This is a genomic window from Pedobacter aquatilis, from assembly GCF_032678425.1.
GTDB lineage: Bacteria > Bacteroidota > Bacteroidia > Sphingobacteriales > Sphingobacteriaceae > Pedobacter > Pedobacter aquatilis_B.
On record NZ_JAVTSG010000002.1, the window covers coordinates 228,203 to 251,889 of the forward strand.

General features: G+C 33.0%; 20 protein-coding genes. All 20 read right to left on the reverse strand.

Annotated features, from left to right (window positions below; translation table 11 throughout):
• Position 1: 1 nt before the first annotated feature.
• Positions 2-877: a glycosyltransferase family 2 protein gene (locus R2Q16_RS06945; protein ID WP_316736050.1), complete on the reverse strand. Its 876-nt coding sequence runs from the start codon at positions 875-877 to the stop codon at positions 2-4.
• Between the two features lie 361 nt (positions 878-1,238).
• Positions 1,239-2,633 (reverse strand): XrtY-associated glycosyltransferase XYAG1, encoded by a 1,395-nt coding sequence (locus tag R2Q16_RS06950; RefSeq protein ID WP_316736052.1) that lies wholly within the window; start codon positions 2,631-2,633, stop codon positions 1,239-1,241.
• Complete coding sequence (locus R2Q16_RS06955; RefSeq protein ID WP_316736054.1) at positions 2,630-4,027, reverse strand: hypothetical protein; 1,398 nt, start codon at positions 4,025-4,027, stop codon at positions 2,630-2,632. The genes R2Q16_RS06950 and R2Q16_RS06955 overlap by 4 nt, the downstream gene beginning before the upstream one ends.
• Positions 4,028-4,034: 7 nt before the next feature.
• Entirely contained in the window at positions 4,035-4,994 is a 960-nt protein-coding gene (locus tag R2Q16_RS06960; RefSeq protein WP_316736055.1) for a glycosyltransferase, read from the reverse strand.
• Positions 4,987-6,156 (reverse strand): glycosyltransferase family 4 protein, encoded by a 1,170-nt coding sequence (locus R2Q16_RS06965; RefSeq protein WP_316736057.1) that lies wholly within the window; start codon positions 6,154-6,156, stop codon positions 4,987-4,989. Before R2Q16_RS06965 ends, R2Q16_RS06960 begins: the two co-directional genes overlap by 8 nt.
• Positions 6,157-6,193: 37 nt before the next feature.
• Entirely contained in the window at positions 6,194-7,084 is an 891-nt protein-coding gene (locus R2Q16_RS06970) for an FkbM family methyltransferase (RefSeq protein ID WP_316736058.1), read from the reverse strand.
• A complete protein-coding gene (locus tag R2Q16_RS06975; RefSeq protein WP_316736059.1) occupies positions 7,078-8,331 on the reverse strand; it encodes a hypothetical protein in 1,254 nt (417 codons plus the stop codon). Before R2Q16_RS06975 ends, R2Q16_RS06970 begins: the two co-directional genes overlap by 7 nt.
• Positions 8,332-8,345: 14 nt before the next feature.
• Positions 8,346-9,641 carry a glycosyltransferase family 4 protein gene (locus R2Q16_RS06980; protein ID WP_316736061.1) on the reverse strand — a complete coding sequence of 432 codons (1,296 nt, stop codon included), beginning with the start codon at positions 9,639-9,641 and terminating at the stop codon, positions 8,346-8,348.
• A complete protein-coding gene (locus tag R2Q16_RS06985; protein ID WP_316736062.1) occupies positions 9,634-10,836 on the reverse strand; it encodes a hypothetical protein in 1,203 nt (400 codons plus the stop codon). The genes R2Q16_RS06980 and R2Q16_RS06985 overlap by 8 nt, the downstream gene beginning before the upstream one ends.
• Complete coding sequence (locus R2Q16_RS06990) at positions 10,837-12,300, reverse strand: hypothetical protein (RefSeq protein ID WP_316736063.1); 1,464 nt, start codon at positions 12,298-12,300, stop codon at positions 10,837-10,839. It lies immediately after the preceding gene.
• Between the two features lie 130 nt (positions 12,301-12,430).
• On the reverse strand, positions 12,431-13,576 hold the full coding sequence (locus tag R2Q16_RS06995; RefSeq protein WP_316736064.1) for a glycosyltransferase: 1,146 nt from the start codon (positions 13,574-13,576) through the stop codon (positions 12,431-12,433).
• On the reverse strand, positions 13,573-14,514 hold the full coding sequence (locus tag R2Q16_RS07000) for a glycosyltransferase family 2 protein (RefSeq protein WP_316736065.1): 942 nt from the start codon (positions 14,512-14,514) through the stop codon (positions 13,573-13,575). Before R2Q16_RS07000 ends, R2Q16_RS06995 begins: the two co-directional genes overlap by 4 nt.
• Positions 14,493-16,616, reverse strand: coding sequence for an NAD-dependent epimerase/dehydratase family protein (locus R2Q16_RS07005; RefSeq protein WP_316736066.1), 2,124 nt, complete (start codon positions 16,614-16,616; stop codon positions 14,493-14,495). The genes R2Q16_RS07000 and R2Q16_RS07005 overlap by 22 nt, the downstream gene beginning before the upstream one ends.
• Positions 16,613-17,656 (reverse strand): acyltransferase, encoded by a 1,044-nt coding sequence (locus tag R2Q16_RS07010; RefSeq protein ID WP_316736067.1) that lies wholly within the window; start codon positions 17,654-17,656, stop codon positions 16,613-16,615. The genes R2Q16_RS07005 and R2Q16_RS07010 overlap by 4 nt, the downstream gene beginning before the upstream one ends.
• Entirely contained in the window at positions 17,646-18,851 is a 1,206-nt protein-coding gene (locus R2Q16_RS07015; protein ID WP_316736068.1) for a glycosyltransferase, read from the reverse strand. Before R2Q16_RS07015 ends, R2Q16_RS07010 begins: the two co-directional genes overlap by 11 nt.
• A gap of 6 nt (positions 18,852-18,857) precedes the next feature.
• Positions 18,858-19,538: a glycosyltransferase family 25 protein gene (locus R2Q16_RS07020; protein WP_316736070.1), complete on the reverse strand. Its 681-nt coding sequence runs from the start codon at positions 19,536-19,538 to the stop codon at positions 18,858-18,860.
• Between the two features lie 9 nt (positions 19,539-19,547).
• Positions 19,548-20,474, reverse strand: coding sequence for a hypothetical protein (locus R2Q16_RS07025; RefSeq protein ID WP_316736072.1), 927 nt, complete (start codon positions 20,472-20,474; stop codon positions 19,548-19,550).
• Complete coding sequence (locus R2Q16_RS07030) at positions 20,471-21,292, reverse strand: FkbM family methyltransferase (protein WP_316736074.1); 822 nt, start codon at positions 21,290-21,292, stop codon at positions 20,471-20,473. Before R2Q16_RS07030 ends, R2Q16_RS07025 begins: the two co-directional genes overlap by 4 nt.
• Positions 21,293-21,297: 5 nt before the next feature.
• On the reverse strand, positions 21,298-22,521 hold the full coding sequence (locus R2Q16_RS07035) for an ABC transporter ATP-binding protein (protein ID WP_316736076.1): 1,224 nt from the start codon (positions 22,519-22,521) through the stop codon (positions 21,298-21,300).
• An 11-nt stretch (positions 22,522-22,532) separates the two neighbouring features.
• The gene (locus R2Q16_RS07040) at positions 22,533-23,660 is read right to left on the reverse strand and encodes an acyltransferase (protein WP_316736077.1); all 1,128 of its coding nucleotides are present in this window, start codon (positions 23,658-23,660) and stop codon (positions 22,533-22,535) included.
• Positions 23,661-23,687 lie beyond the last annotated feature (27 nt).

The window sequence follows — 23,687 nt, forward strand, 5'->3', positions numbered from 1 at the left end:
ACTATCTGTTTTGTTTGGTTTTGTGTTGTTCAGCAATTTTTAAGGCTTTAATTTTTTTATCAACCTGCATCCTAAACCAAAAGCCTTGCAGATAATGAAAATATATGCCTTTTCTTCCTTCAAAAATACCAAACTTAAACAGCATTCTGTATAAAAAGTATAAATACGGACGAAAACCTAATGGCAATTTCCACCAGATGTTTTTAAACCAGGCCCTTTGCTCATCGGGGCTGCCTAAAAGTGAAGGCTTAATCGTTTGATTTCTGATGTTGTGTTGGCGTTCGATTTCCTCTTCAGCAATTAAATCGCTGTACCTTTCGTGCTTTTTGAACCAGAAGTCCGTATCATATTCCTTTAAATTATCTTCCAGAAGAAAGCCCTCTTTCCAAATTTTGGTTTTGCCGGGAACGATAAATCGGTGATCCATATTCTCATTTAAATCAGAAAAACCTACACCATTTCTGAACATCTTTAAAAGATAAAAAGGGTAATAGCCCCCAAATCTTATCCACTTACCTCTAAAATAATTTTTCCTGTTGAAATAAATGCTATTAATACAATTATAATCTTCATCTTTAAAATGAGCTAAAAGCTTAAAAAGTTCAGGTGTAACGATTTGATCTGCATCCAAACCAATTATCCAGGGCGTTTGTATGTCGAAGTTTTTTAATGCAAAATCCCATTGTTTAGGATGATTAACAAACGTATTAACCTTAACCTCAGCCTGAAATTCTGCTGCAATTTTAAGGGTGCTGTCGGTACTTCCACTATCCAGGATAAATAACGGAGCATTTAAATCCCTAATAGATTTTAAAAGTCTCGGCAAATGAATTTCTTCATTATAGGTAAGAACAATAAAACTGAAATTTTTATTCATAGTGTCACGCTGACCGGAGTCGATTGTCGCCAACTTTGTCATTTTGAGCTTGTCGAAAGCACTCAACTACATCATTCCAAGTGTTTAGAGCTGTCCTCCTGAGCGGATTCCAAGGACATATTTCGATAAAGTTGCATATACCCCTCAGCCAACTCCTCATCATCAAAATTCCAGATATTTAGGGTTGTCCTCCTGAGCGGATTCCAAGGACATCCGATAAAGTTCCAGATACCACTCAGCCAACTCCTCATCATCAAAATTCCAGATATTTAGGGTTGTCCTCCTGAGCGGAGTCGAAGGACATTTCGGTAAAGTTCCAGATACCGCTCAGCCAACACCTCATCATCAAAATTCCAGATATTTAGGGTTGTCCTCCTGAGCGGAGTCGAAGGACATTCCGATAAAGTTCCATATACCGCTCAGCCAACACCTCATCATTAAAATCATTAAGTATAATGTTTGGCGCTTCTTGCCTGATAAAATCTCTTTTTAATTTGTTTTGATAGGCTGTAGCAATCTTTTCTTTAATATCGAAACTATTTAAAGTGCAAACCCATCCAAAATCATTTGATTTAACATAAGCCGCAAGCCCTACATTTTCACTCACCAAAACTGGTGTTCCAACACTCAAACTTTCTATAACCACATTGGCAAAGTTTTCATTGTAGGAGGGAAGTACGAGTAAATCATGTCTGGCCAATAGCGAAAATTTTTCCTCATTATTAACCTGCCCAAGCCAATCAATCTGTCCGCTAAGCTTTAAGCTTTCCACTTTCGCCTTTAAGCTTTCCACATATTTTTCGTGTCCACTTCCAGCAATAGTTAACTGATAGTTCAAACTGATTGTCGATAGCGCTTCAAATAAAAGTTCTAAACCTTTCTTCTGCTCAATACGAGATAAAAATAATAACCTGAAAGTACTACTTCCTACGTCGCTTACTGCTTTAGTCTCTAAGCTTTCCCCTTCGCAAAGCTCCTCGCTCTTTGTTCCTTGCTCTTTATTCTTTGTTCCCTGCTCTCCACTCTCCGCCCTCTGCCCAACACTCACCAAATTAGGGATAACGGTAATACTTTTTGGCGATACGATTTTAAGCACTTCTAACTTTTCCTGTTCACTTGTTGCATGAATATGGCTGTAACTTAATAGTCTTTTACCAATCAATAGGTGCAAAAATCGTTTTGGAAATGAATTTCTACTATTTTGAGTGTAGCCCGTTAACATCCCCCTTGGCGATAATACAACAGGAACGTTATACCACTTTGCAACCAAACAACTCAGCACCGAAACCAAATTCCACCAGGCGTGGATGTGTATAATTAAGTTGTCATGCTGAGCCTGTCGAAGCATCCGGTATAAACCCCACAACAAGCCAGGCGAAAAATGACTGTGATCCTTGGTCCAACGTTTAAAATACTTAACATGCACACCATCAACAGCTATCGACTGACCAACTTCCACATCTAATTCAATTTTACCATTAGCGGTTGTTGTTAAAACCTCAAGCTTAAGCCTTTCACTTTCCACTTTAAACTTTTCGTTTTCAGCTTTAGTCCTTAAGCTTTCCGCTCTTCGCATCATGTCATCCTGAGCAGAGTCGAGGGACTTTAACCGATCAAGTTCGGCTCCCTGCTCTTTGCTCTTTAATCCTTGCTCCTTGCTCCTCACTAACGCTTCACACAACTTCGCAACCGACATAATCGGCCCACCATAAATGTAAGCCGGTTTATAGGAAGCAGAAATGTGGAGGGTTTTCAATTTTTTAAATAGTTATCTAATCGCTTAATTACGAATTTATTCAGGAAGATGTAAATTAAGAAGAAGGCAAAGAAACTACCTACAAGCTTATCCAAAGCGGTTTCAAAAAGATTAATTTGAAATATAAACGGAACCAGAAAAGCAAATCCCCATATTTTATTGTATGATTTTAGCAAAATAAACTTATAACATAAACCTATAATAACTCCCCAAAGCAAAAGGGGTACAAGCATTCCAGGGAAACCAAAATCAATATAACTTTCTGTAACGTAACCCAGGCTAACAGAAGTACCTGAGCTTGCCCCGGCGAAACCTACCCCAGTGTAGGTTATTGTTTTCTCCGTATCATCAATTACTGTCTTTTCTGGAAATAAAATACGTGGCATCAAAACTCTTTTGAAGGCGTCTAACCACAATCTTCCATGTTCATGCGGTCGATTAAGAGGAACGAACGAGGTAGAAGCCGAAAAGATATCAATATAAGTAAGGCGATCTAATAAATTAGTAATGCCGTCCTCGTATTTGAGCTTTTCCGCATTGCGTGTCAAATCATATAACTTCTCAAGAGCTTCAGTTTTTGAAACGGTTACAATCTGAGCACTTTCCCCACCCGATAAATATTTTCGATACTCAGGTTTTACGTACTGCCAAACGATCATCAAATTGAATAGTAGGACAATTAACAAGCCAAATAAAGCATAATTAAGATAGGTATATGCCCTTTTGACAAATACATATAGTACAATGGCAATAATGAAAAAATCTTTAAAAGAACTGAAATAGCCAGTTAAGCTGAAGATAATTTCAGTAGTTAAGATGGTATAGAACAATTTTTTATTTTTATCGAATAAAAAATAATAAGTAAAAAAGAAAAAGAAAATAGCCCATTTAAGATCTTGCACTTTAATAAAAAACTGTTGTAATCCAGGCAAAGCATGGGAAAAGTAAATAAGAAAAGGAGTAAGAATTACTGCACCTAGGTAAAGGGTAACTATTTTTTTTAAATTATAATTTTCAAGTTGTTTTTTTAAATCAGCTCGTTCCAATTGAGGTATTTTTTGGGTAACCATAAAAATTCCTATGCTGATAACATAGAGTGAGATTAAACTGTAATAATAGGCTTTATCTATATTTTGATAATAGGTAAACAAATCACCAAAATCTTTATAAAGGTAATCTGCATAGAATACTTTTAAACAAATCTGCGACCATTGCATCATCAAAGCGAAAAACAAAATGGGCGGTTCGTTCTTTCGCCAAAGTAACTTAGCAGCAAACGGAATAAAAAGTATCGCAAAAAATGTAGCCGTTGGGTTTATCGTAAACAATGATAAAGCCAATATTACCCCAATTCCAATTTTTAAACTTCCTAATTCTATAGCTTGCTTAAACATTTTTAGATTATGCTATGGTAACTTTTAGCAGCAACTTTTCAATTTTTAATTTTCTACTAACTGTAAAAATTAGCCATCTAAATAATAAAAAAATGATGTTAGTCTCTGCTGATAAGGATTTATATGTCTTTTTGGCTTCCTGATATTCTTTTTTAGAAATTAGGAATAAGAAATCATTGAAATAACTCGTTTGGGTTTTAAATAAATAAAATTTTCTCCCTTTATTTTTTTCATTACCAGTCATCAAGCTAATTATTTTTTTATGAATGCTTATATCTTCAACGATTCTAGGATAAATGCTCTTGAAATTTCTACTTAATTGATTTGAATGCCTTCTCAAATAAATTAGTTTTCTATCTATTCTTCCAATTGATGACATCTCAGCTATTCTTGTCCAGAACTCAAAATCACCGCTGACTTTAAGATCTGTCCTGAATAAATCCGTTTTTTCAATAATGGCTTTATTGAGTGTTACAGTAGATATATTGTCTGTAATACATCCATATCTTACACTTATGTTTAAATATAAATTTAATGGGATGATTTCAGGCGTATTATCTATCAAGTGATTTTCTATAATATTATTATTTTCATCAATATATTCAACTGAATGATAACTCATACCCAAATTGGGGTGTTTTTTATGAAATTGAATGCAATTTACTAGGCAATCTGATTTCATGATATCATCTTGTGCCCAAATATGAATTAAATTTGTTAAAGAAGTATTTATTAGTATATTTAATGTTGCAAAAAGCCCCAAATTTCTAGTATTCTTAATAAATTTTATTCTGTCTGGGTATTTTTCCTGTATACCTTGAATGATATTCTTACTGGAATCGCTAGAAAAATCATCACAAATGATAAAGTCAAATGCTTGGCTGCTTTGAGATAGAACAGAGAGTATCGATTCTTCTAAATACTGTTGACCATTATGTACCGGCAGAATTACAGTAATATCATTCATGATTCAGTTCTTTAATAATTTTTTTTACTTGGTCTTCAAAGGTCCATTTACAAATTATCTTTTCAGAAGATTGCCCCATTTCGTGTAAATTTCTATACAACAAACTTTTTAGGCCCTGTTTAAAAGATAAAATATTTTCATTTTCAAAGATATATCCGTTATGCTCAGTAATAATATCTTGACTACACCCAACTTTATCTGAAACTAATATTCCTTTCCCGGCTGCCATAGCTTCATTTACCGCTAAACCCCAGGTTTCATTTGGTCCTTTTGAGGGTAAACAAAATAAATCACAGGCCTGATAAATTACAGGCATATAACTTTGATTTTGGAAGTCCATAAAATGAATTCTTCTATGAATGTCATCCTTAGCTTGCCGAAGGATCTTTTCCACTTTTAACTTTAAGTTTTCTTCCGACTCCCCACTACCCACAAACAATAAATGTGTATTTTCCAAATTCAAATCCAAAAACGCATTAAGTAATAATTGCGGTGATTTCTTTTCCTCCAACTTACCTGCAAATAGTATTAATTTGTCATTGGAGGTTAAGTAAAGGCTTTCTCTTAAGTGCTTAACCTCATTACTTCTATCTTCCGAAAATCGTTCATTATCTACAGCATGAGGTGCGAATACAAGTTGTTCTTCCTTTAATCCAAACTCCTTAAAATAAACCTTATTTGCTTTGCCTACATAAAATGCCTTATCGACATAACTATATACCCAAGTTAATAAGGCTTTTCGAGCCAATTTTTTCCAGACCGGTTTTGAATCTAATAAATGACTATCGCCCCTAAAGTAAATGGGTATTTTACCTTTGAAATATCGCAAAACTTTTAGATGACTTGAATAAGGCCAACCATAAACTAATATGGCATCTGGATTATTTTCACTTATTTTTTCAATAATATCAGGATTTTTAATACCACTGTAGTGATGTGTTCCCTTCTCTTTCGCTTTGTTCTCCAAAAATTCATATTCGTAACCATCCAATAATGGAATATCCCATGTTATTTTTTTCTTAAACCCATTATCTATTGTCTCTTTAGCATTCTCTATCCCTGCTGTGTAAAAAACCTTCAATTTACATTGCTCAGCCAAAAGCTTAAAAACGGGAGCATAATATTGAATAGGGTGGGTAGAGATAATGGCTAACTTTTTCAAATATCAAAAATTAATAAAACATTCTATTGTTGGTAAACTAAATGCTTTCATTGAAAACTTTAAAGTTGTTTGCTGATGATAATCTTTGCTTAACAAAATCAATATCTTTAATGTAAATTGTATTTGATTCCAAGTTAGGATCGCTTTGTGTTAAATCCCTTGTGAAAGGGTCATAATTATAAGATTTGAAATTATAATCAAGCAATATTTTGTGTACAGCCATATTGCTTGAACCGTAAAAATTGGCACCACCAATGATTTCGATGATAATGGCTTTAAGATTTGAGTTGGATAGCAATTCTTTTGCTCCATCTAGAACTTGTGCTTCATATCCTTCAACATCAATTTTAATTAAGTTTGGAACATATTGCTTGCAGTATGAGTCTAAGTTAACTACAGTAATGCTGACACTGTTTTCTTTGGGCTCATCTGAATTCAATACATGATTGGTGGTGTCATTATCAGTTGAAAAGAGAAGCTCACCCGATTTGTCTGCAACACCTTTGTTTTCTAATGAAACTAAGTTTTGAAGGTTGTTCAGCTCAATGTTCTTTGATAGAATTTCAAATGTTTCTTTAACTGGTTCAAAAGCTACCGTTCGAGCATTGCAAACTCCTGTCGCCAATAGAGTATATGAACCAACATTTGCGCCAATATCATAAAACGAATCATCCTTTCTTAAAAAATGCAAAAGAAATCCCATATCATTAAATTCATGTAAGCCGGTATAAATATTTCCAGTAATACCGGTAAGTCTTTTTTTGGCATAGAATGAAACATTCGCGATAAAAGGCATTTTTACCAAACCCTTATTTAACCTAGAGATAATTTGCCATTTTATAAAATTGGAGTAGGCACGATATAAGTTTCTTTTAGCAAGTGGATGCTTATGAATAAATCCGAACGTTCGTTTAAGGGCACTTAACATATAATTGAATTAAAGAACTCAACTTGCTGTTTTGCCATAAGCTCTGCTGTAAATTTAATAGTGTGGTTGCATGAAATCTTCTTATCAAAAATAGTATTGACAAAATCATATAACGCAGAGTTTATCTGCGCCTGGCTATCACTTAAATAAGTTCGATAAATCGAAGAATATTCTGCTAAAATATGGTTTCCCGGACTTGTCTTATGTAATAAAGAAAGCATAGGTTTATTTGCTAAAATATAAGTATAAATTTTAGAAGGAATATAGTTAGCCTCATCCGAACCAACAATTAACAATCCATCACTCAATCTTAGGTGTCTTAAAGTATTAAAATAACTTAGTCTATCAGTAACTTCAACAACGGATTTATCTATGCCTAGTTCTGTAGCGATGGGTAGTACAGATTTTTCTCCGGTACCTTTTGGTGCGTAACTGGTACCTAGAAAATATAAAACAACATTTTCTCTCCATTCGCTTGGTAAAGCTTTAAAAGCAGTAAGCACTTTAGTGATACTTGAAACCATAATATTACCAACGACTCCAGCATATAATATTCTTATTTTTTTTTCATCCTTAAAGTAGTTGGTATCCTCTATAACATCTGCTATTTGAAAGTCTTTAATCTCAGCACTGAAAGGTATAACTTTTGATTCTACTTTCTCTAAAGAAGAATATCTATGTTTAATTTCATCAATATAACCCTGAGAAACAGAGATTATTCCGGCCACATTTTTCAGGGCAATTGGTTCAAGAAATTTATTTAATCGGTAAGAGAACCAATATTTTTTTGGTCTATCAGATTTAGGTTTGTCCTCATAGTATTCTGTATGCCAAGGGTCTTGTAAGTCTATAACATAAGGTATCTTAAATTTTTTTTTCCAAAAAGGGCCTAGAATACAAACAGGATATTGTGTGGTTGAGAAATAAATTAGATCATAATGATTGTTTTTTAATAATTGGCCAACCTTTAGTTTAAAATACCACAGGGAGCGAAGTGCGATACTTCCCAAACCAAATTTCATAGTTATATACTTTGGAAAAGCCTTGACCTTATGGATTTTAATGTTATCGGGAATTGTATTGCTAAAAAGATTTTCCTTTTGTAGATCTGTATATTGCTCATCTACGCAAACAATTTCTGCTTTCCATCCTAACTTTTCAAAATAAGGTAAGCTCATTCTTATGCGTTGCATGTCTACAGCATTAACAGGTGGGAAATAAGGAGATATTATTAGAACTAATTTCAAAACTTGCAGTTGGGCTATATTGCTACTTTATCAGAATGGAACTCTAAATACCTTTTTTCAACTTCTGCAATTAATAATTTTCTGTAATCCGACCATTGATATTTTCTTGCTTTCTCAATAATTAATTTACTCATATCGTCTAAAATAGATCTATTTTTTACTATCCAACACATTTTTTCTGCAAGCGCATCAAGATTTCCCGCATCTACAATAAATCCGTCTTTGCCATCATCTATTAAATCGTTTCCGGCAGAATTGTTAGTGGTTAATACTGGTAAGCCCTTCGCCATAGCTTCAGTAATGACCATGCCAAAACCATCTGCCAAAGTTGGGAAAACTAAAAGATCTGCCTGATTATATAAGTTATCTAATTCTTTTTTATTTAAAAACCCCATCAATTCTACATTTTTCGGCAGATCTTCTGTAAATTCTTTTGGTAAAGAGTTACTTCCAGCTAAAATAAGCCGAATGTTTTGTTTGTCGGAGAAATATTTTAACCAAATTTCCAGCAGTATATGAGTTCCTTTAGTTAAACTAAGAGAACCAGCATACATGAATGTAAAATCGTGTGTTTTTTTCTTCTGTACTTTATTTTCTGAAACCTCAGGATAGGCAAGCGGTATTTTCAAAATTTTCTTATGCTCGATTCCAGCATCAATCAGCGTTTTCATAGTAAAAGTAGAATTACAGATGATCAGGTCGGCTAAATCATACTCTTCATCTTTTCTTTGATTTCTTTTATGTAAACCTTTCAATGAAATTTTTTCGTTGTATCTAGAGCGAAGACTTGGATAAAGTTTAAATTGCTCTGATGCCATCTTCCCGTAATAAGTATGGTGTTGGCTCACTTGCTCTAAAATTTTGAAACAACCAGATTTTTGTGCTTTTTTAAAAGTTAAAAGTGCTGCATGTTCATAACAATGAACGATTCTCACATCTTTATCCAGTTTGTTTGATACCCATTTATCGAAGCTTAGTTCGGCCCATTCCCAAACCGAATCTGCAGCTGTCAAATTCAAAAACTTTACAGCAAATAATCTGCAAAGTTCTTTGTAAGGATAGAGCTTTATTTTTTTTAAGGGAATTTCTGAAAAATATCTGTTCTTAAGTTTTGCTTTTACAAATGGAAAGATTTTAGTAAGGTATTTAACAGCTATATTTTCTGGATGAACTACCAATGTGGTGAACATATATTTTAAAGCGCCAGATTCATCGTAAGCTTTTAAAGTTTCTGTACTAAATTTTCCAACACTAGGTGTAGAGTGAATTAGCGCATTATTCAGAGTATTTATATCTGAAATTTTAGTCAATTTTAATTTGTTTTATCATTTCAATTAATTTTTTCTTCTCAATTGTCCAGTCGAATATTTCTTTCGCAGCAATTCTGGCAACGGTTTTAGCGTATTCTAATTTTTCTCTATTTTCAGTCCAGCTTTTAAGCTTATTTAGGTCTGAGTTAGCCGTAAATAGCGTGCAGGCATCTTCGGCTTGTTCAGTTACCGATTTTTGTCCCGTTGTTGGTGTTGCAACCACTGCCAAGCCTGCGTTAAAATATTGAAATATTTTATTGGTTATGCAAATATCGCGATTAACTGGAACCGTTAATTCCAAAGCCAAGCCAATATCGAAGTTCCGCAACCATACATCTAGTTCGTTCGGAGAACACTGTCCATAAAAAAATATTTTATCCATCCAGTCTGCAGAAACATTATCTAATAAACGTGAGCGAATAAATTCATCATTCGTACCTCGTAAATGCAATTCAAATAAATCAGAGTCTAGCAGAACTAGTTTTTCAATAAATTCCTTCAAGCCTCTGTTTAAGCCAATCGTTTGAGAAAACCAAACAATTTTAATTGGCTTCAAATTCTCTGCATCTTTGTACAGATTTAATTCTTCGTATTTAAAAAAGTTATTTAACGTTATAATCTTTTTAAATTTAAAGTGCTTCAAATAAGCACCGCTTATGAATTTACTAGCTGTGCTTACGTATTCAGCATCTGCTAAATACTTATTTTCAATAGCTTCTGCAAACTCATTTTGAGTTTTATCGGTACTTTCTGCTCTGTGGTAATCTTCTGCATCGAAAGCGAATCTTGTTTTCTGCTGCTTTGCAGCCCATGCTACTACTGGTAAGGCTAGTAAAGTATGACCGATGTATAAATCTGAGTTATTCTTACTAATTATCTTTTTAAATTCAGGAAAGAACAGATTTTCGCGTAGTTTACTTGTTGGATTAACCTTTAGCCAAAATTTACGCAACAACCTTTTACAATTCAAGTATCTCGTTGATAAATCTTTACCTCCAAAATTTATTGCGTAGAACTTAACTTTCGCAAGCTTTTCAATAATTTCTTCATCAAAAATTTCAAGTTCTGCTATATGTTGTAAAAAAATTACGCTTACTGTAAACCCAGCTTCATCAAGTGTTTCGGCTTCTTTAACCAGTCTGGGATTCGAAGTTAAATGACTGTTGCTAACTAATGTTATTTTTTGAATCGACATTTAATTTAAGCCTTCAAATACTGTAAACTCTTCATTTTTAAATATGGTTTTAAAATGCTGATAATTTCTAAATGAGCCCAAAATTGCTTTTTGTTTACCATTTTTTTCAAATCTGGATTGTAAAGCAATATAAAGTTTTGGTACTTTTCCTAAATAATGTTTTTCTTGTAGTCCTTGTAGCGGTTCGAAATCTGCTTGTGAAATTAAGATTCTTGAATTATTAAATTCTAAAGCTGCAGCTGCATCAGGAAGGTATATTAAAGTTGCAACAGTGTTATTTTTATCTAACTGTTTTAAAAACGTTAATGTTGGTTTATCAATTATAGCGAGCCTGAATCCACTATCGCTGATATATGAATTTTTTTGAAGACCAATCTCTCGCTGTAGAAAGGAGGTTATCCCATATAAACAACTTACAAATATTGTAGATATAAGTACATAGCCAAATAGTGTTTTTCGACTTTCCTTCAAGTAGTCGATTACACCAGGTAAAATTAAAAATCCAACGCTTCTAAAATGCCTCATTTCCATAGAGCTGGTAATGTCTTTTTTATTGTAAAATATTAAAAACACACAAGTAAATATCATCAGAAATGAAACTAATAAAGCTTTGTAATCCTGACTAATTTTAAGCTTTAAAATTTTTTGCACACTCAAAATAGAAATTAGTGCGATTATTAAGTAATATACAGGCTTAATGATCGATAGCTTACTTTCAGGAATGTTATAACCGGGGAACTCAAACAATCTCTGATAAATGTCATCAATAGAAAGAATTGAACCCAAAGGCTCGGCCAGTACAAAAATAGAATTAGTTAAGCTAAAACTGAAGTTAAATGTTTGCTGATTGTATAAACCTTCATTAATAAAAGTAAAATAACAAACTGCGAAAAATACTATAAACACTAAACCATGTTTTACGGCAAATATTATTACATCACTTGATAAAACTTTCTGAATCGATTTTAAGTTACGGATTATTAAAAATACAGTTAATGCTAAGGCTATAATTATAAAAGAAAATTTGCTGAGGAAGCCAATGTAGCACAATAGAATAAAATAGAAAAAATCAACAACGCGATTATATTTAAGCGATACTAGGACTAATAATATCCAGGGTAAGATGCCGAAAAGAATGGTTTCACCACCATTATATAAACTGTAAGAAATTGAATAAAATCGTTGACAAACAATTATCAACAATGTGGTTAAAATTACGGTTCGGTCAAATTTAAGGGCAAGAAATAGATAGTAAAAACCAAACAATCCTAACAAACTCATCAAAAAATTTGTAACTCCAATGCTTTCCCCAATGTTTAATCCAAAGTATTTAATGAATAACATAGGCACTAAATATTGTCCAGGTGCCCACGTACTATTATATGTCATTTGGTTAGTATCTATCGAACTTAAATTAACTGTACTGGTATAATTAAATGGTGCACCAGCTAGCATTGATTTCATTGTATTGAAACCAATAGCACTATCATAATACATAGATGGTTTAAGTATCAAAGAAATTATAAAGTAAGATAAGGTTAAAAAACTTATGGCAAGGATACAGGTTTTATGGAATGGCATTTTATATAGATTGCTATAATTGAATTAGATAATTTTTTAGGTTTGTTCCCGAATAGTATAGTTTAATATCAAATCCTTTATTTTTCCAAATTCTCATATCTCCCAAATCATTGGCAATTACAGGGATGTTTTTTTCAAATGCTTCGTAAAGGACGAAAGGACCGGTTTCGAGCCATATGGATGGTATAACTAAAGTATCAATCTGTCTATAAAAAAAATCTATCTCTTGTTCATCCAAATCAAGTTGCCAATGGATATTTGTATCTTCTTTTGTTTTAGATCTCAGTTTTTCAAAATACTGTTCATCATTAATGATGCCTGCAATGTGTAGCGTTAAATCTTTTCGATTTGCTTGCTTGAAAGCGTCGATTAATATATGTAAACCTTTCTCATGACTTATTCTGCCGACAAAGCCAATATTTTTAATGACCCTTTTTGTAGTTTCGTGTGCAATAAGTACCTTATTTAATAATTGATTGGTGACTTCTATTTTTGTCTCATCGAAACCATTAAGGATAAATATATCCTTTTGCCAGTTTGTAAAAAGAAATATTTTATCGCAGAGATTATTTAAACGCTTTAAATCCTCAATTTTTTGCTCTACTACATTTGCTATGTTTCGTGGATAGTTAAAGATTTTTACAGATTTAGCAAGAATATTGCTTAAAGGCTGATTGAAGCCTTTTTTACTAATGTAACAAGCGGTGCATCTTTGTTTTTTAATTATTCCATCACAGGCTCTTTCTCCAAACTGCATTAAATCACCATGAAGGCAAGTAATGCCTGGTATATGAGCAGTGAAATGGATTTCTACCTCCAAACATTTATTAGTTTCCAAAATATGAAAAGTATTAAATGTTGGCGTAAGCGTATGAAAATGAACTAAGTCATAATTGTTGTTTTTTAATATCTGAATAAACTCATTCAAATTCGCAGATGCTCTTTTACCAGCTAAAATATCAGATTCGTAAGATAGCTCATCAGTTATTTCATAAATTTTTAAACCCTGATAACTTCGTATTACTTCTTTAGTACCCGCTGTTAATACATCAACATCATGGTTCTGGGCAATTAAATTTCTAGCTAAGTTGAGCACGTATTTTTCTGTACCTCCATTGCTTGTTGGGTAAAAGTAGGCAGTTACTAACGCAATCTTCATGAAACAAATGCTCTTTTAAATCCAGCCACTCTCTCAGCGTTTTTATAACCAATAATTTTTGATAATCTTCTGAGTAAACCCATTTCCGCAGGTATATAGTTTGGTTTGATGTCTAGCAATAGTTCTATGGCTTCATTGGCTAAATTTTTATCCAATACGCTGAGTCTATTAATGCAGTGCCTTAAAGATTCGATAATAGCGGTTTCTTTTTCCGAATTTGTCGTTACGTCAGGCTCCCATTCTTTGTAAACACTTTTGGTATTTTCAAACAAATCCCTAACAAAATTCAAATCACTTTTTTGAGATAGAGAATTTGATTGGGCAGATCTATATTTCGCCATAATTCCCTTGGTATAAACAAATTCACCCTTGGCTATGGCAGCATCCAGAAAATACCTGGCGTCTTGTATAACCGGTAAATTTTCATTCCAACATAATTTTTGACACAGTCGCCTCGAATATAATATAGCAGCAGGCGGGCACCAGAAATAAGTGAAAAGTACAATTTCTAAATCACCCTCAATTTGGCGTTCGATAGTTTCAGTGATAACGAATTTGTCATTTTCATACTTAAACTTTTGCCAATCTCCGTAAGCAACATCGGCATTGTGCGCCAGTAAAGCATTTAATTGTTGATCAAGCTTGTAAGGCATTAACAAATCATCAGCATCTAGATACTGAATATAATCGCCTACTGAATTGGCAAAGCCTAAACTCCTGGCGGAACTAACACCTCTGTTTTCGGTTGTTATAATGGTTATTGACCTTGGGTAATTTTCTAAAATAGACAACGTATCATCTGTTGACCCGTCATTTACCACAATAACCTCCAAATTTTCAAAAGTTTGTGCGAACACTGAATCCAATGTTTCCTCAATGGTATGCGCAGCATTATATGCTGGAATGATAACTGAAACTAGTTTCGTTTGGATAGCCAATTTTGAGTTTCTTTTATAGCTTCATTGGTTGGTATAGCAGGTTTCCAACCTAAAATTTCTTCCGCTTTTTTTGAAGAAAACTTGCTGTTCGTATTTGCAAAAAGCTCGTTAAGCCAAACCGGAGGATTGAAAGGCTGATTTAAATCCTCGGTTAGGTTTTCCTTTCCGATACCTGTCCACTCAATTTCTCGCTCACTATTTAACTTATTTCTGAATTTAGGAATGTTTTTAAAAATTGATTTTTTAATGCCGCCCAAAAATGGATGCTGATTAATCAATGAAACAAATTCATAGTTGGCAAGTAAATATCGAACAATCTTTTTCAAATTGGTTGCCTCTTTAAAATTTTGAGCAAGTAAATTATTCGTATCTAAACTTTTAATATGCTCAGCCTTATCCAATAACAGTGGCTGTAAAAAGTTCTTCCAACTTATCGTATCATCATTAATAATGAAATTTAAACCATGTGCTTCTTTTACTTTAAGCGATTGCTCAATTGCATCGAGTAAGTTTTCTATATAAACAACATTAGCTAAACCCTTGCCATCATCAATCCAGCAAAACCGATTTGAATTTGCAAGCATTATTGGCAGTGTAGTGTAAGTCTTTCCATTCGGACCATAAACACAGGTAGGATTTAAAACCACTAGTCTTGTTTTTATTTGTGTTTTTGCAAATTCCAAACACCAGTCCTGCATTATTTTTTTTGATTTTCCATAATCACCACCTGCAGGTTTTCCATTGGTATTTTCATCTACCAATCCATCAGGGAAGCCATAAACGTTCATGGTGCTCAATACTACAATTGCTTCTACGCCCTGTTCACAAGCCGCTTTTACTATATTCTTGGTAGCTTCAACATTTATATTGTAAGCATTTTTGCCATCTGTAGCATAGGCCAGGTGAACAATGTATTTCTTTCCTTCAACAACTTTCTTTACAGATTCATAATCCAACAAATTTACTTTCGGCAAATCAATAGCAAACCGGGCTATAGGAGCACAGTTCTTATAACCTCTAACAGGTACAGTTATGTCTCTGATTCCACTTCTCCATAACCTTTCGGTAAGGGCTGTTCCGATAAATCCGGTACCACCAGTTATTAAATAGGAATCTTTTTTTTGTTGTAAGGCGTATAACTTTCTATTATCATATGCCCATTCAACTAATTGTATAACTGCTTTGGCATCATCGATTTTAACAAGAGTATCATCATCATCACGAAACTTAATAAGCTGCTCTACAAAGCAGGCTTCGAAAACGTAACGTAATGCCTGATCGCTAAAGGCATCTTTTATTTTTATTTCATGAACGATATGTTCTTGTGGTGAAAAAAAACAGCTTTCAAAATTGTCTTTTTCCATCCACATCCTGCCATTTGTACCAAGCACTTGAAATGTGTTGTGTAGTTTTTCTGTTCTAGAGAGTTTTAAGGAAATGCTAACTCCTAATTCATTTTCTAAAATATACGCTGTATTTGCTTCAACCCCTCCTTCGCAATCATCAATGTAACTTATGGGTTTCAAATTTCCGAATAAATTGTACAACAGGTCTAAATAATGAACGCCCATATCCGCCAAAACGCCCCCGTTTTTTGGATCGAAAAAAGCGTAGCTATCGGCCACCCAGGCAAATGGATTTCCATCTTCGATATGAACTGACTTGATCTCCCCAAGCAAATGTAAACTTTTCTGTAATGCTAGATATGATGGCATATATCGGCGAACCATTCCTGTATAAACACGCTTATCTGTTCTAGCTTCAGAAGCGCTTATCCGTTTGCAGGCATCAGTTGTTAAAACGAGTGGCTTCTCACACAGAACCGAAATGCTTTTGGCAAGACATAAGTTTATTGCTTCTTCATGAAGATGATTTGGCAAGGTTATAATTGCGTAATCATAATCTGTTTCACATTGACTGAAAAATTCTCTAAATCCAAGGTTAACTACTGAAATATTTCTGGCATTTAGATACTTACAGGTCGCAACATTTGGTTCAACTATGGTAATCGAATTTAATAAATTTAGATGCTCGAACGCTTTCAGGTAATATTCCTGAACCACTGCGCCACCACCAATAATAAGCCACTTCTTATCTGTCATTTAATTAATCTTTTAAAATTCATGCATCTCTTTTCTATTAAATTCCAGCTCAAATAGGCCAAGCCAAAGGCAACAGGTAAGGTAATTAATAGTAGTATTAAGGGTTGTAGCTGATCATTAAATAATATCAAAATTGTTTGTATAACCACAAAGTGATAGATATACAAACCGTACGAATAATCGCCAAATCGCTCAATCGATTTGATTGGTAAATGCATCGTTAACCAAAGTAAAATATAGAGTAAAAAGAATGGATGTAATGGATAATCTACGTTATACTTCAAATCCAATAACCACAAAACAATGCAAATAGCGAATATAATTTTTGAATCTGGGATATGTTTTTTATAAAGAAATCCTATTGAGCCAACCAAAAAATAGTAGGGTAGAATGGCAACATTTGAGCTGGTATAAAATTTTAAAAATATGGTGCATTTGCAAGTATCAATCCAGTAGCAGATAATATAGGTTATGGTAAGAAAGATAAGTAGCCATTTCCTTTTACTCAAAGCGCCAAATAATCCACCAATTGCCAATAAAATATAAAAAAGGAACTCCCAGGATAAGGTCCATAATGAACCATTTAGCGATTTTTCTGCCAAACTATTTGTGAGATTGCCAATGTCGGGTTGATTGATGATGAGGAGCAGGTTTTTGAATATATAGCCCCCCATTTGAGTTATAATATGCTGATTTAAACTTAGTCCTTTTAGTATTATGATTATGGGTGCTACAACTAAAGCAGTAACCAATAAACAAATCAAGAATGCTGGAAAAATTCTTAGTATTCTACGCCAAACATAATTAATAATGCTCCTGCTATTTAACCAGCTTGATGTAATTAAGAATCCACTTAAAATAAAAAATCCATTTACACCTAATGCACCAAAACTAATCAGTCCAATTCTGCTAAGTGGATCTGTATAACCTGACAGTGCGTAACTATGTTGTACAATTACGAAAGTTGCTAATACTAAGCGGATAAAGCCTATTGCATTATACTTAGGGTTATAAGTATTTTCGAATGATTTATACGCCATATAATTCGATATGCTTATCAGCCCAATTGTTAGTCCTCATGTTTACTAAGGAGAATAATGGCTCATAATTAAAGTCCAGCCATTTTCTTGCAATAATAAACTGCATCAACTCTTCTTCATCTTTAGCAATAATATCATCATGCAAAAGCTCATTTATACCTTTCGCACTGCGAGCCATTACAGGAACAGAACAAGCTAGGCTCTCTGCTACACACAGTCCAAAGGTTTCAATTTCACTTAATGAAATGCTCACATCGCTTAACGAGTAATACTCAGCCATAATTTCTTTATCGGTTGTACTTGGCAATTGTATTTCTGTAACCCATTCATTTCTTTTGTTGAATGTTGTTTTATCACCAACAAGTTTTACAAGGTAGATTTTACGAGCTAAACATGACTGTGTTGTTAGATTCGTTTCTAAGTATTTAAACCATTTAGAACCTTTCTTTACATCGTCCCATCTACCTTGCGGAAATAAAATTATATCTCCATCTATAGGCAAATTATATTTCTTTCTAAGTTCAGCTTTCCCATTATTCATTTTTTGAAAACCAGGATGAACAACATGAGGGATTGTAGAAATCTTTCCATCAAGATTATGGATGTACTGTTCATTTTCTTGGATTATCCATTTTGAAGGAGATATAAAATGAATTTTATGTTTCTTGATAAAATTCATTTTCTGCTTATGAAGGTTTGGGGTGTTATCCCATTTTAATATTGGATATTCCTGAAGTTTAGGACAGTGGTGGCAATTGCTCAAGTACTTATCGCAATTAATAGGATGGATGCATTTGCCCGTTAAAGGCCATAAGTCGTGCAAAGTCCAGAAAACTTTGTTATTATTGGCTAGTTTATTTAACAGTTCAAAAGAGATTTGAGCAACATGTGTAACGTGAATATGAACTATACCAGTGTAATCATTTAATACGTTGGGTGATAAAAAATTATCTAAAGGATTTACCCACCCGGGTTTGGCCAATATATTTTCTAGTTTTAAAAAACCTTGTTGTATTCTACCCATCACACCGCCAAATCTTCGGTAACCTTTACCGTACTCTGAACCCTCCAACTCATTGCTCGATAATACTGCACTCTCAATTCCATTTTGCTGTAAAGCATAATGTAGGTTCAAAGCCGCAATAGTACCACCACTATTATCTTTGTTGGATATGATGTGAAGTACTTGAATCAAACTTTTTTAAGAGTCAAACTTTTTAATCATTTTCAGCATCTTCCTTAAGATTGATGATGCTTTTAAATATAAAATTCTCCAGAATGTTGTTTTAGGAGTTATGTCACTTTTGCTAGCTGTTTGAATTATAGTATTTTTGGTGGTCGCATAGCAATTCATAAAACTATGTATTTCCGCAAAAATCCCATCTATCCAATATTTTCTCATCTCTGCATATCGAATTATTTTGGAAACGGAGGCTCTATTTACTGCGTAGGCGTGGGTTTGAAGCGCCCAATTTAGTTTTTGTATATTTTCTGACAGTAGTGATGGTGGTTTGAAATGCTCAAATCCAAAATAGAACATATCCCATTTCTCTTCTATAATAAAGTTTTTAACCTCCTCACATTCAAGAGATTTTTTATCAACTATCAATGCGTCATCCTCCAAAATAAGGACTTTATCGAAATCAGATTTTTCAATTATTTTAAGCAATTCAATGTGACTTTTCCAGCAACCAAGAGCCCCTTTATTGAATTTCCACTCATCATCCTGGACTAACTTCCCCTCTATTGCTTCGAAGACTTCAATATCTAAGTTCTTAACATATGCAGCGTTATTTTTGTAAAATTCGTCTAATCGATCTGGCCTTCGTTTTAGATTAACTAAATATATTTTATCGAATAAATTTAATGCGTTAGTATCCAAAATTTACGATCAATTTAAAGGTTTAAGATTAGTAATATTCCACTTTAAGTATTTCACAGTGTAATAGACCTTTAAAGCAATAACAGTCAATATTGCTGCAAAAATTCTATTTATCGTATTATCATCAACATAATTAAGCATTTTACTGGAAAATTTATAATCAAAATCATTTACCGAAAATCTATCAAAGCAAATAATCATTGGATTTTCAGCGTAAATAGATTCAATAGTCGTACGCCGAAAATTAACATTATAAAAGATGGAACCTCCAAAAAAAATGTTAATTATTCTTCTGGAAAAATACATTGTTTCAACTTTTACATTCATGTCTGGGACAGGTAATTCAATGTTCATCAATACTGAAGCAACTGAAAAAATTATTTCGTCATCCTTATGATTACCATATACTTTGGCAAAACCATTAGCCTCATAATTTTTTATTAATTCATTGCATAATGAGAAAAAATTCTTAGTAATATCACTATCTCCAAAAAAATAGACTCCTCCGTTTATTTTGTATAATTTGTCTATATAAATTTTAAGATTAATAATGGAATTTCCTCTCCAATCATCAAATTTATGTAATGAATTACCCCATATTACAAGATCATTATTTTCAAACTTTCTAAAAATTGGTTCTAAATTTGAAGATATAAAACTATCTGCATCGATGAGTAATATGTTCTTACATTTAACATATTCTTTCACTTGAAATTTGTTAAGTAAAACATCCTCACCGTATAACACGGTATTAGATATCACAACGTGAATTTTTCGATTGAGCTTTTTACTTAGATTAAGAGGGTAATCTGTTATGATGTAGAATTGTATATTATTAGATGAGTTATAAAGCAAAAATGAATTTGCCAAACTCAATGCATATTTTTGATATTTCTTTCCAATTGCAAAAGTTACGACAGCATCATTTGATATCATTTTTGGGATTTTAAAGTCGCAACATAATTAATTCCTAATTCATCTCTCAATTCTGCAGTAATCGCATATTCATATTGACTTAAAATTTCCTCTATATTAGCCTTATGATTTAATGCAGTCCTATAATCTGAATCTGATTCAAAAATAATTAATCTAGGTGGATTGGTTCTTAATAGGATCTTAGCACCAAGGAGTATATTTTCCTCCCATCCTTCTGTGTCAAGTTTTATTACAGTCGGTGTCGGAAATTCTAATTTCTGGATTAGTGAATCAATACTGTATAATTCAGTATCAAAACTAGCAACTACATTTCTCGGATTATATCCACTAAGTCCATTGTTGTGTACACTTGATCTGTAAAAAGTTCTAGTACCATCAACTGCATCTAAACCAAATGTGTAACTCGAAATATTTAATGATTGATTAATTCTAATATTTTGCTCAAGGAGAACTATGTTATCAGGATCAGGATCGAAGGCAATTACCTCGGAACTTCTTGTAGAGGCTAAGAGAGAATAATAACCAACATTACAGCCAACATCATAAAAAACATCATCAGCTTTTAGGTTTAAATTTAAGAAATTCGTTAATAATGGTTCCCATGTTTGTTCAAAGAAAATTGTTTTTTGTATAATATCTTTTAAATCTAAAGACATTTTAAATCCTGAATGTGTTGTAGCTATTAGTCTTTTATTATATAAATACGATCTAAACCATGAAACTATTCTTTGTTTAAAGGGATGCTCTTTCCCCCTTAGATATTTCACAATTAGCTCATTTATGAACCTATTACAATGATTTCCTTTATTGCTCTTCACCTATTTTAATATTCGTTAAATCTATATATTGACTTTGGAGCAACATTTCCGACTGAGTTAACATTTAGTTGTGTACTAAGATCAGTCATATTGCAGACATTTAACTCAACGCAATCGGACTGTGATAAAATATCTTCATCTTTATTCCCATAAAAAATGCTAATGTAATATTTTCCATCTAGTAATTTTGGTTCTGCTATTTCAACGATAATTTTACCTCCATTTTTTTTTGATACATTGAAGTTTTGATTTTCAATTGTTGGATTCGTGGCAAAGATTATTTGGCCATTTGAGTTCTTGATAACTATGCCCAAATGGGGCGATCTTAGATTTGGGAAATGTTTATATTCAGCTTCTATAAAAATCTTTTGATTAGCTTGCCAAGCTTTAACATATGTTAGTTCACGATTAAAATAAAAGCTATTTGTTAATCCTCCGCTATTCAAATAGAGATCGATTATTTTTTCAGTTGAATTTACAGATTTGACTATACCATTATCTAGTAATATTGCGTTATTACATAATTGTATTACACTGCTCATATTATGACTTACAAATAGAACCGTTCTTCCATCACCCTTGCTGACTTCACCCATTTTCCCCAAACACTTTTTCTGAAATTCAGCATCACCAACCGCCAGGACCTCATCTACAATTAGAATTTCAGATTCCAAATGAGCCGCTACCGCAAAAGCCAATCGAACATACATACCAGAAGAGTATCTTTTAACCGGAGTATCTAAGTAGCGCTCAATACCTGCAAAATCTACAATTTCCTCAAGTTTTCGCTGTATTTCTTTCCTGCGCATACCGAGAATGGCTCCATTTAAGAAAATATTTTCGCGACCGGATAATTCAGGATGAAAACCGGTACCAACCTCCAATAAACTGGCGATTCTTCCTTTTCCATAAATCTTCCCGATTGTAGGCGCAGTAACCTTGCTTAATATTTTTAATAAAGTACTTTTACCCGCACCATTCCTACCAATAATACCAACTGCATCTCCCTTTTCAATTTCAAAATTAACATCCTTTAAACTCCATACCACACCACTTTCACTTTTGATATTTTGGTTGTTGCTTTCACCAATTTGTAGAAAAGGATCTTCCTTACCACGTAATCTTGCATACCATCGCTCCAAATCACGACTGATGGTACCCGTACCTATTTGTCCAAGTTGGTAGGCTTTACTAAGGTTTTCTACTTTTATAGAGATGTTCTTTGACAAACTGTATTAAGTTAATGGAACGAAAATCGTTCCTTGAGTTTAAGAAATGGCTTTTCGAAAAGGTAAAAAGATAAAAAACCAAAAATAAAAACCGAGATTAAATTATAAGGGAAATAAATGTAATGTTCTAATATGGGATAATTTCCCTTTGGTATTATAAATAACTGCTGCCAGATATATAAACTGTAAGAAATGATACCAATCTGAATGAATATTCTGCTGTTTAAAACTTTGAAAATAAAATGATCTTTTCTAATAATTGAAAATAATATTATGTAAATGAAGCAAAAATCAGTTAAAATATTGCCAAATGGTAAGATGAATTTTGCATAAGTACTCTTCGCTGAAAAATAGTAGATGGAATATATAAGGACAATAGCAAAAATAAAAATACCGAACTTGAAGTTTTTGGATATTAAAAACTTAGAAGAAATATAAGAATTGAAACTTAATAGACTAATAAGTGCTCCCATGAATATTGAACTTGCAGGAATAAAAAAAGGAGCTAGTATGTAGTTTCCAACTTCAGGATCAAGGTATTCGACAATTACAAAACCAGGAATAATTAAAATTATTATTATACAAGTTAATATTCTGTTTTTAGAGTATTTAAAAATAGCAGGCCAGACTAAATAAAACTGCTCTTCTACAGCTAAACTCCAGGTGTGTTGCGTTATCCAGGTTCCAGATAAAAAATTAAAATTATTAACATAGAATAGTGGCCCAATAAAATTCGAAATGGTTAAGTTGAGATTAAAAAGATAGTTCACCAAAAAAACAGCAATCAAGTATAAGTATAAAACTGGGATTATTCTTAATGCTCTCCTAATGAAAAAGTTTTTTAGATTTATGTTAGCGTATTTTATTTTTTCTTTAATTAGAAGCGTTGTGATTAAGAAACCACTTAAAACAAAAAATATCTTAACACCTAGATTACCTATGGCTGTTAGTTTTAATATTGTATGAATCGCGCCTCCTTTTTCCAAAGTAAGCATAAAATGACCTAAAATCACCATCATAATAGCTACAGCTCTCCAACCGTCCAGGGATGGAATATGCTTTGAATTCAAAAATTCAGGAGTACTAAATGGCTTGTTTAGTTGCTGTAGATATTGCTTAAATTTATTTTTGAATACCAAATTTGGTAGCTTTAATTAGAGTTTTAG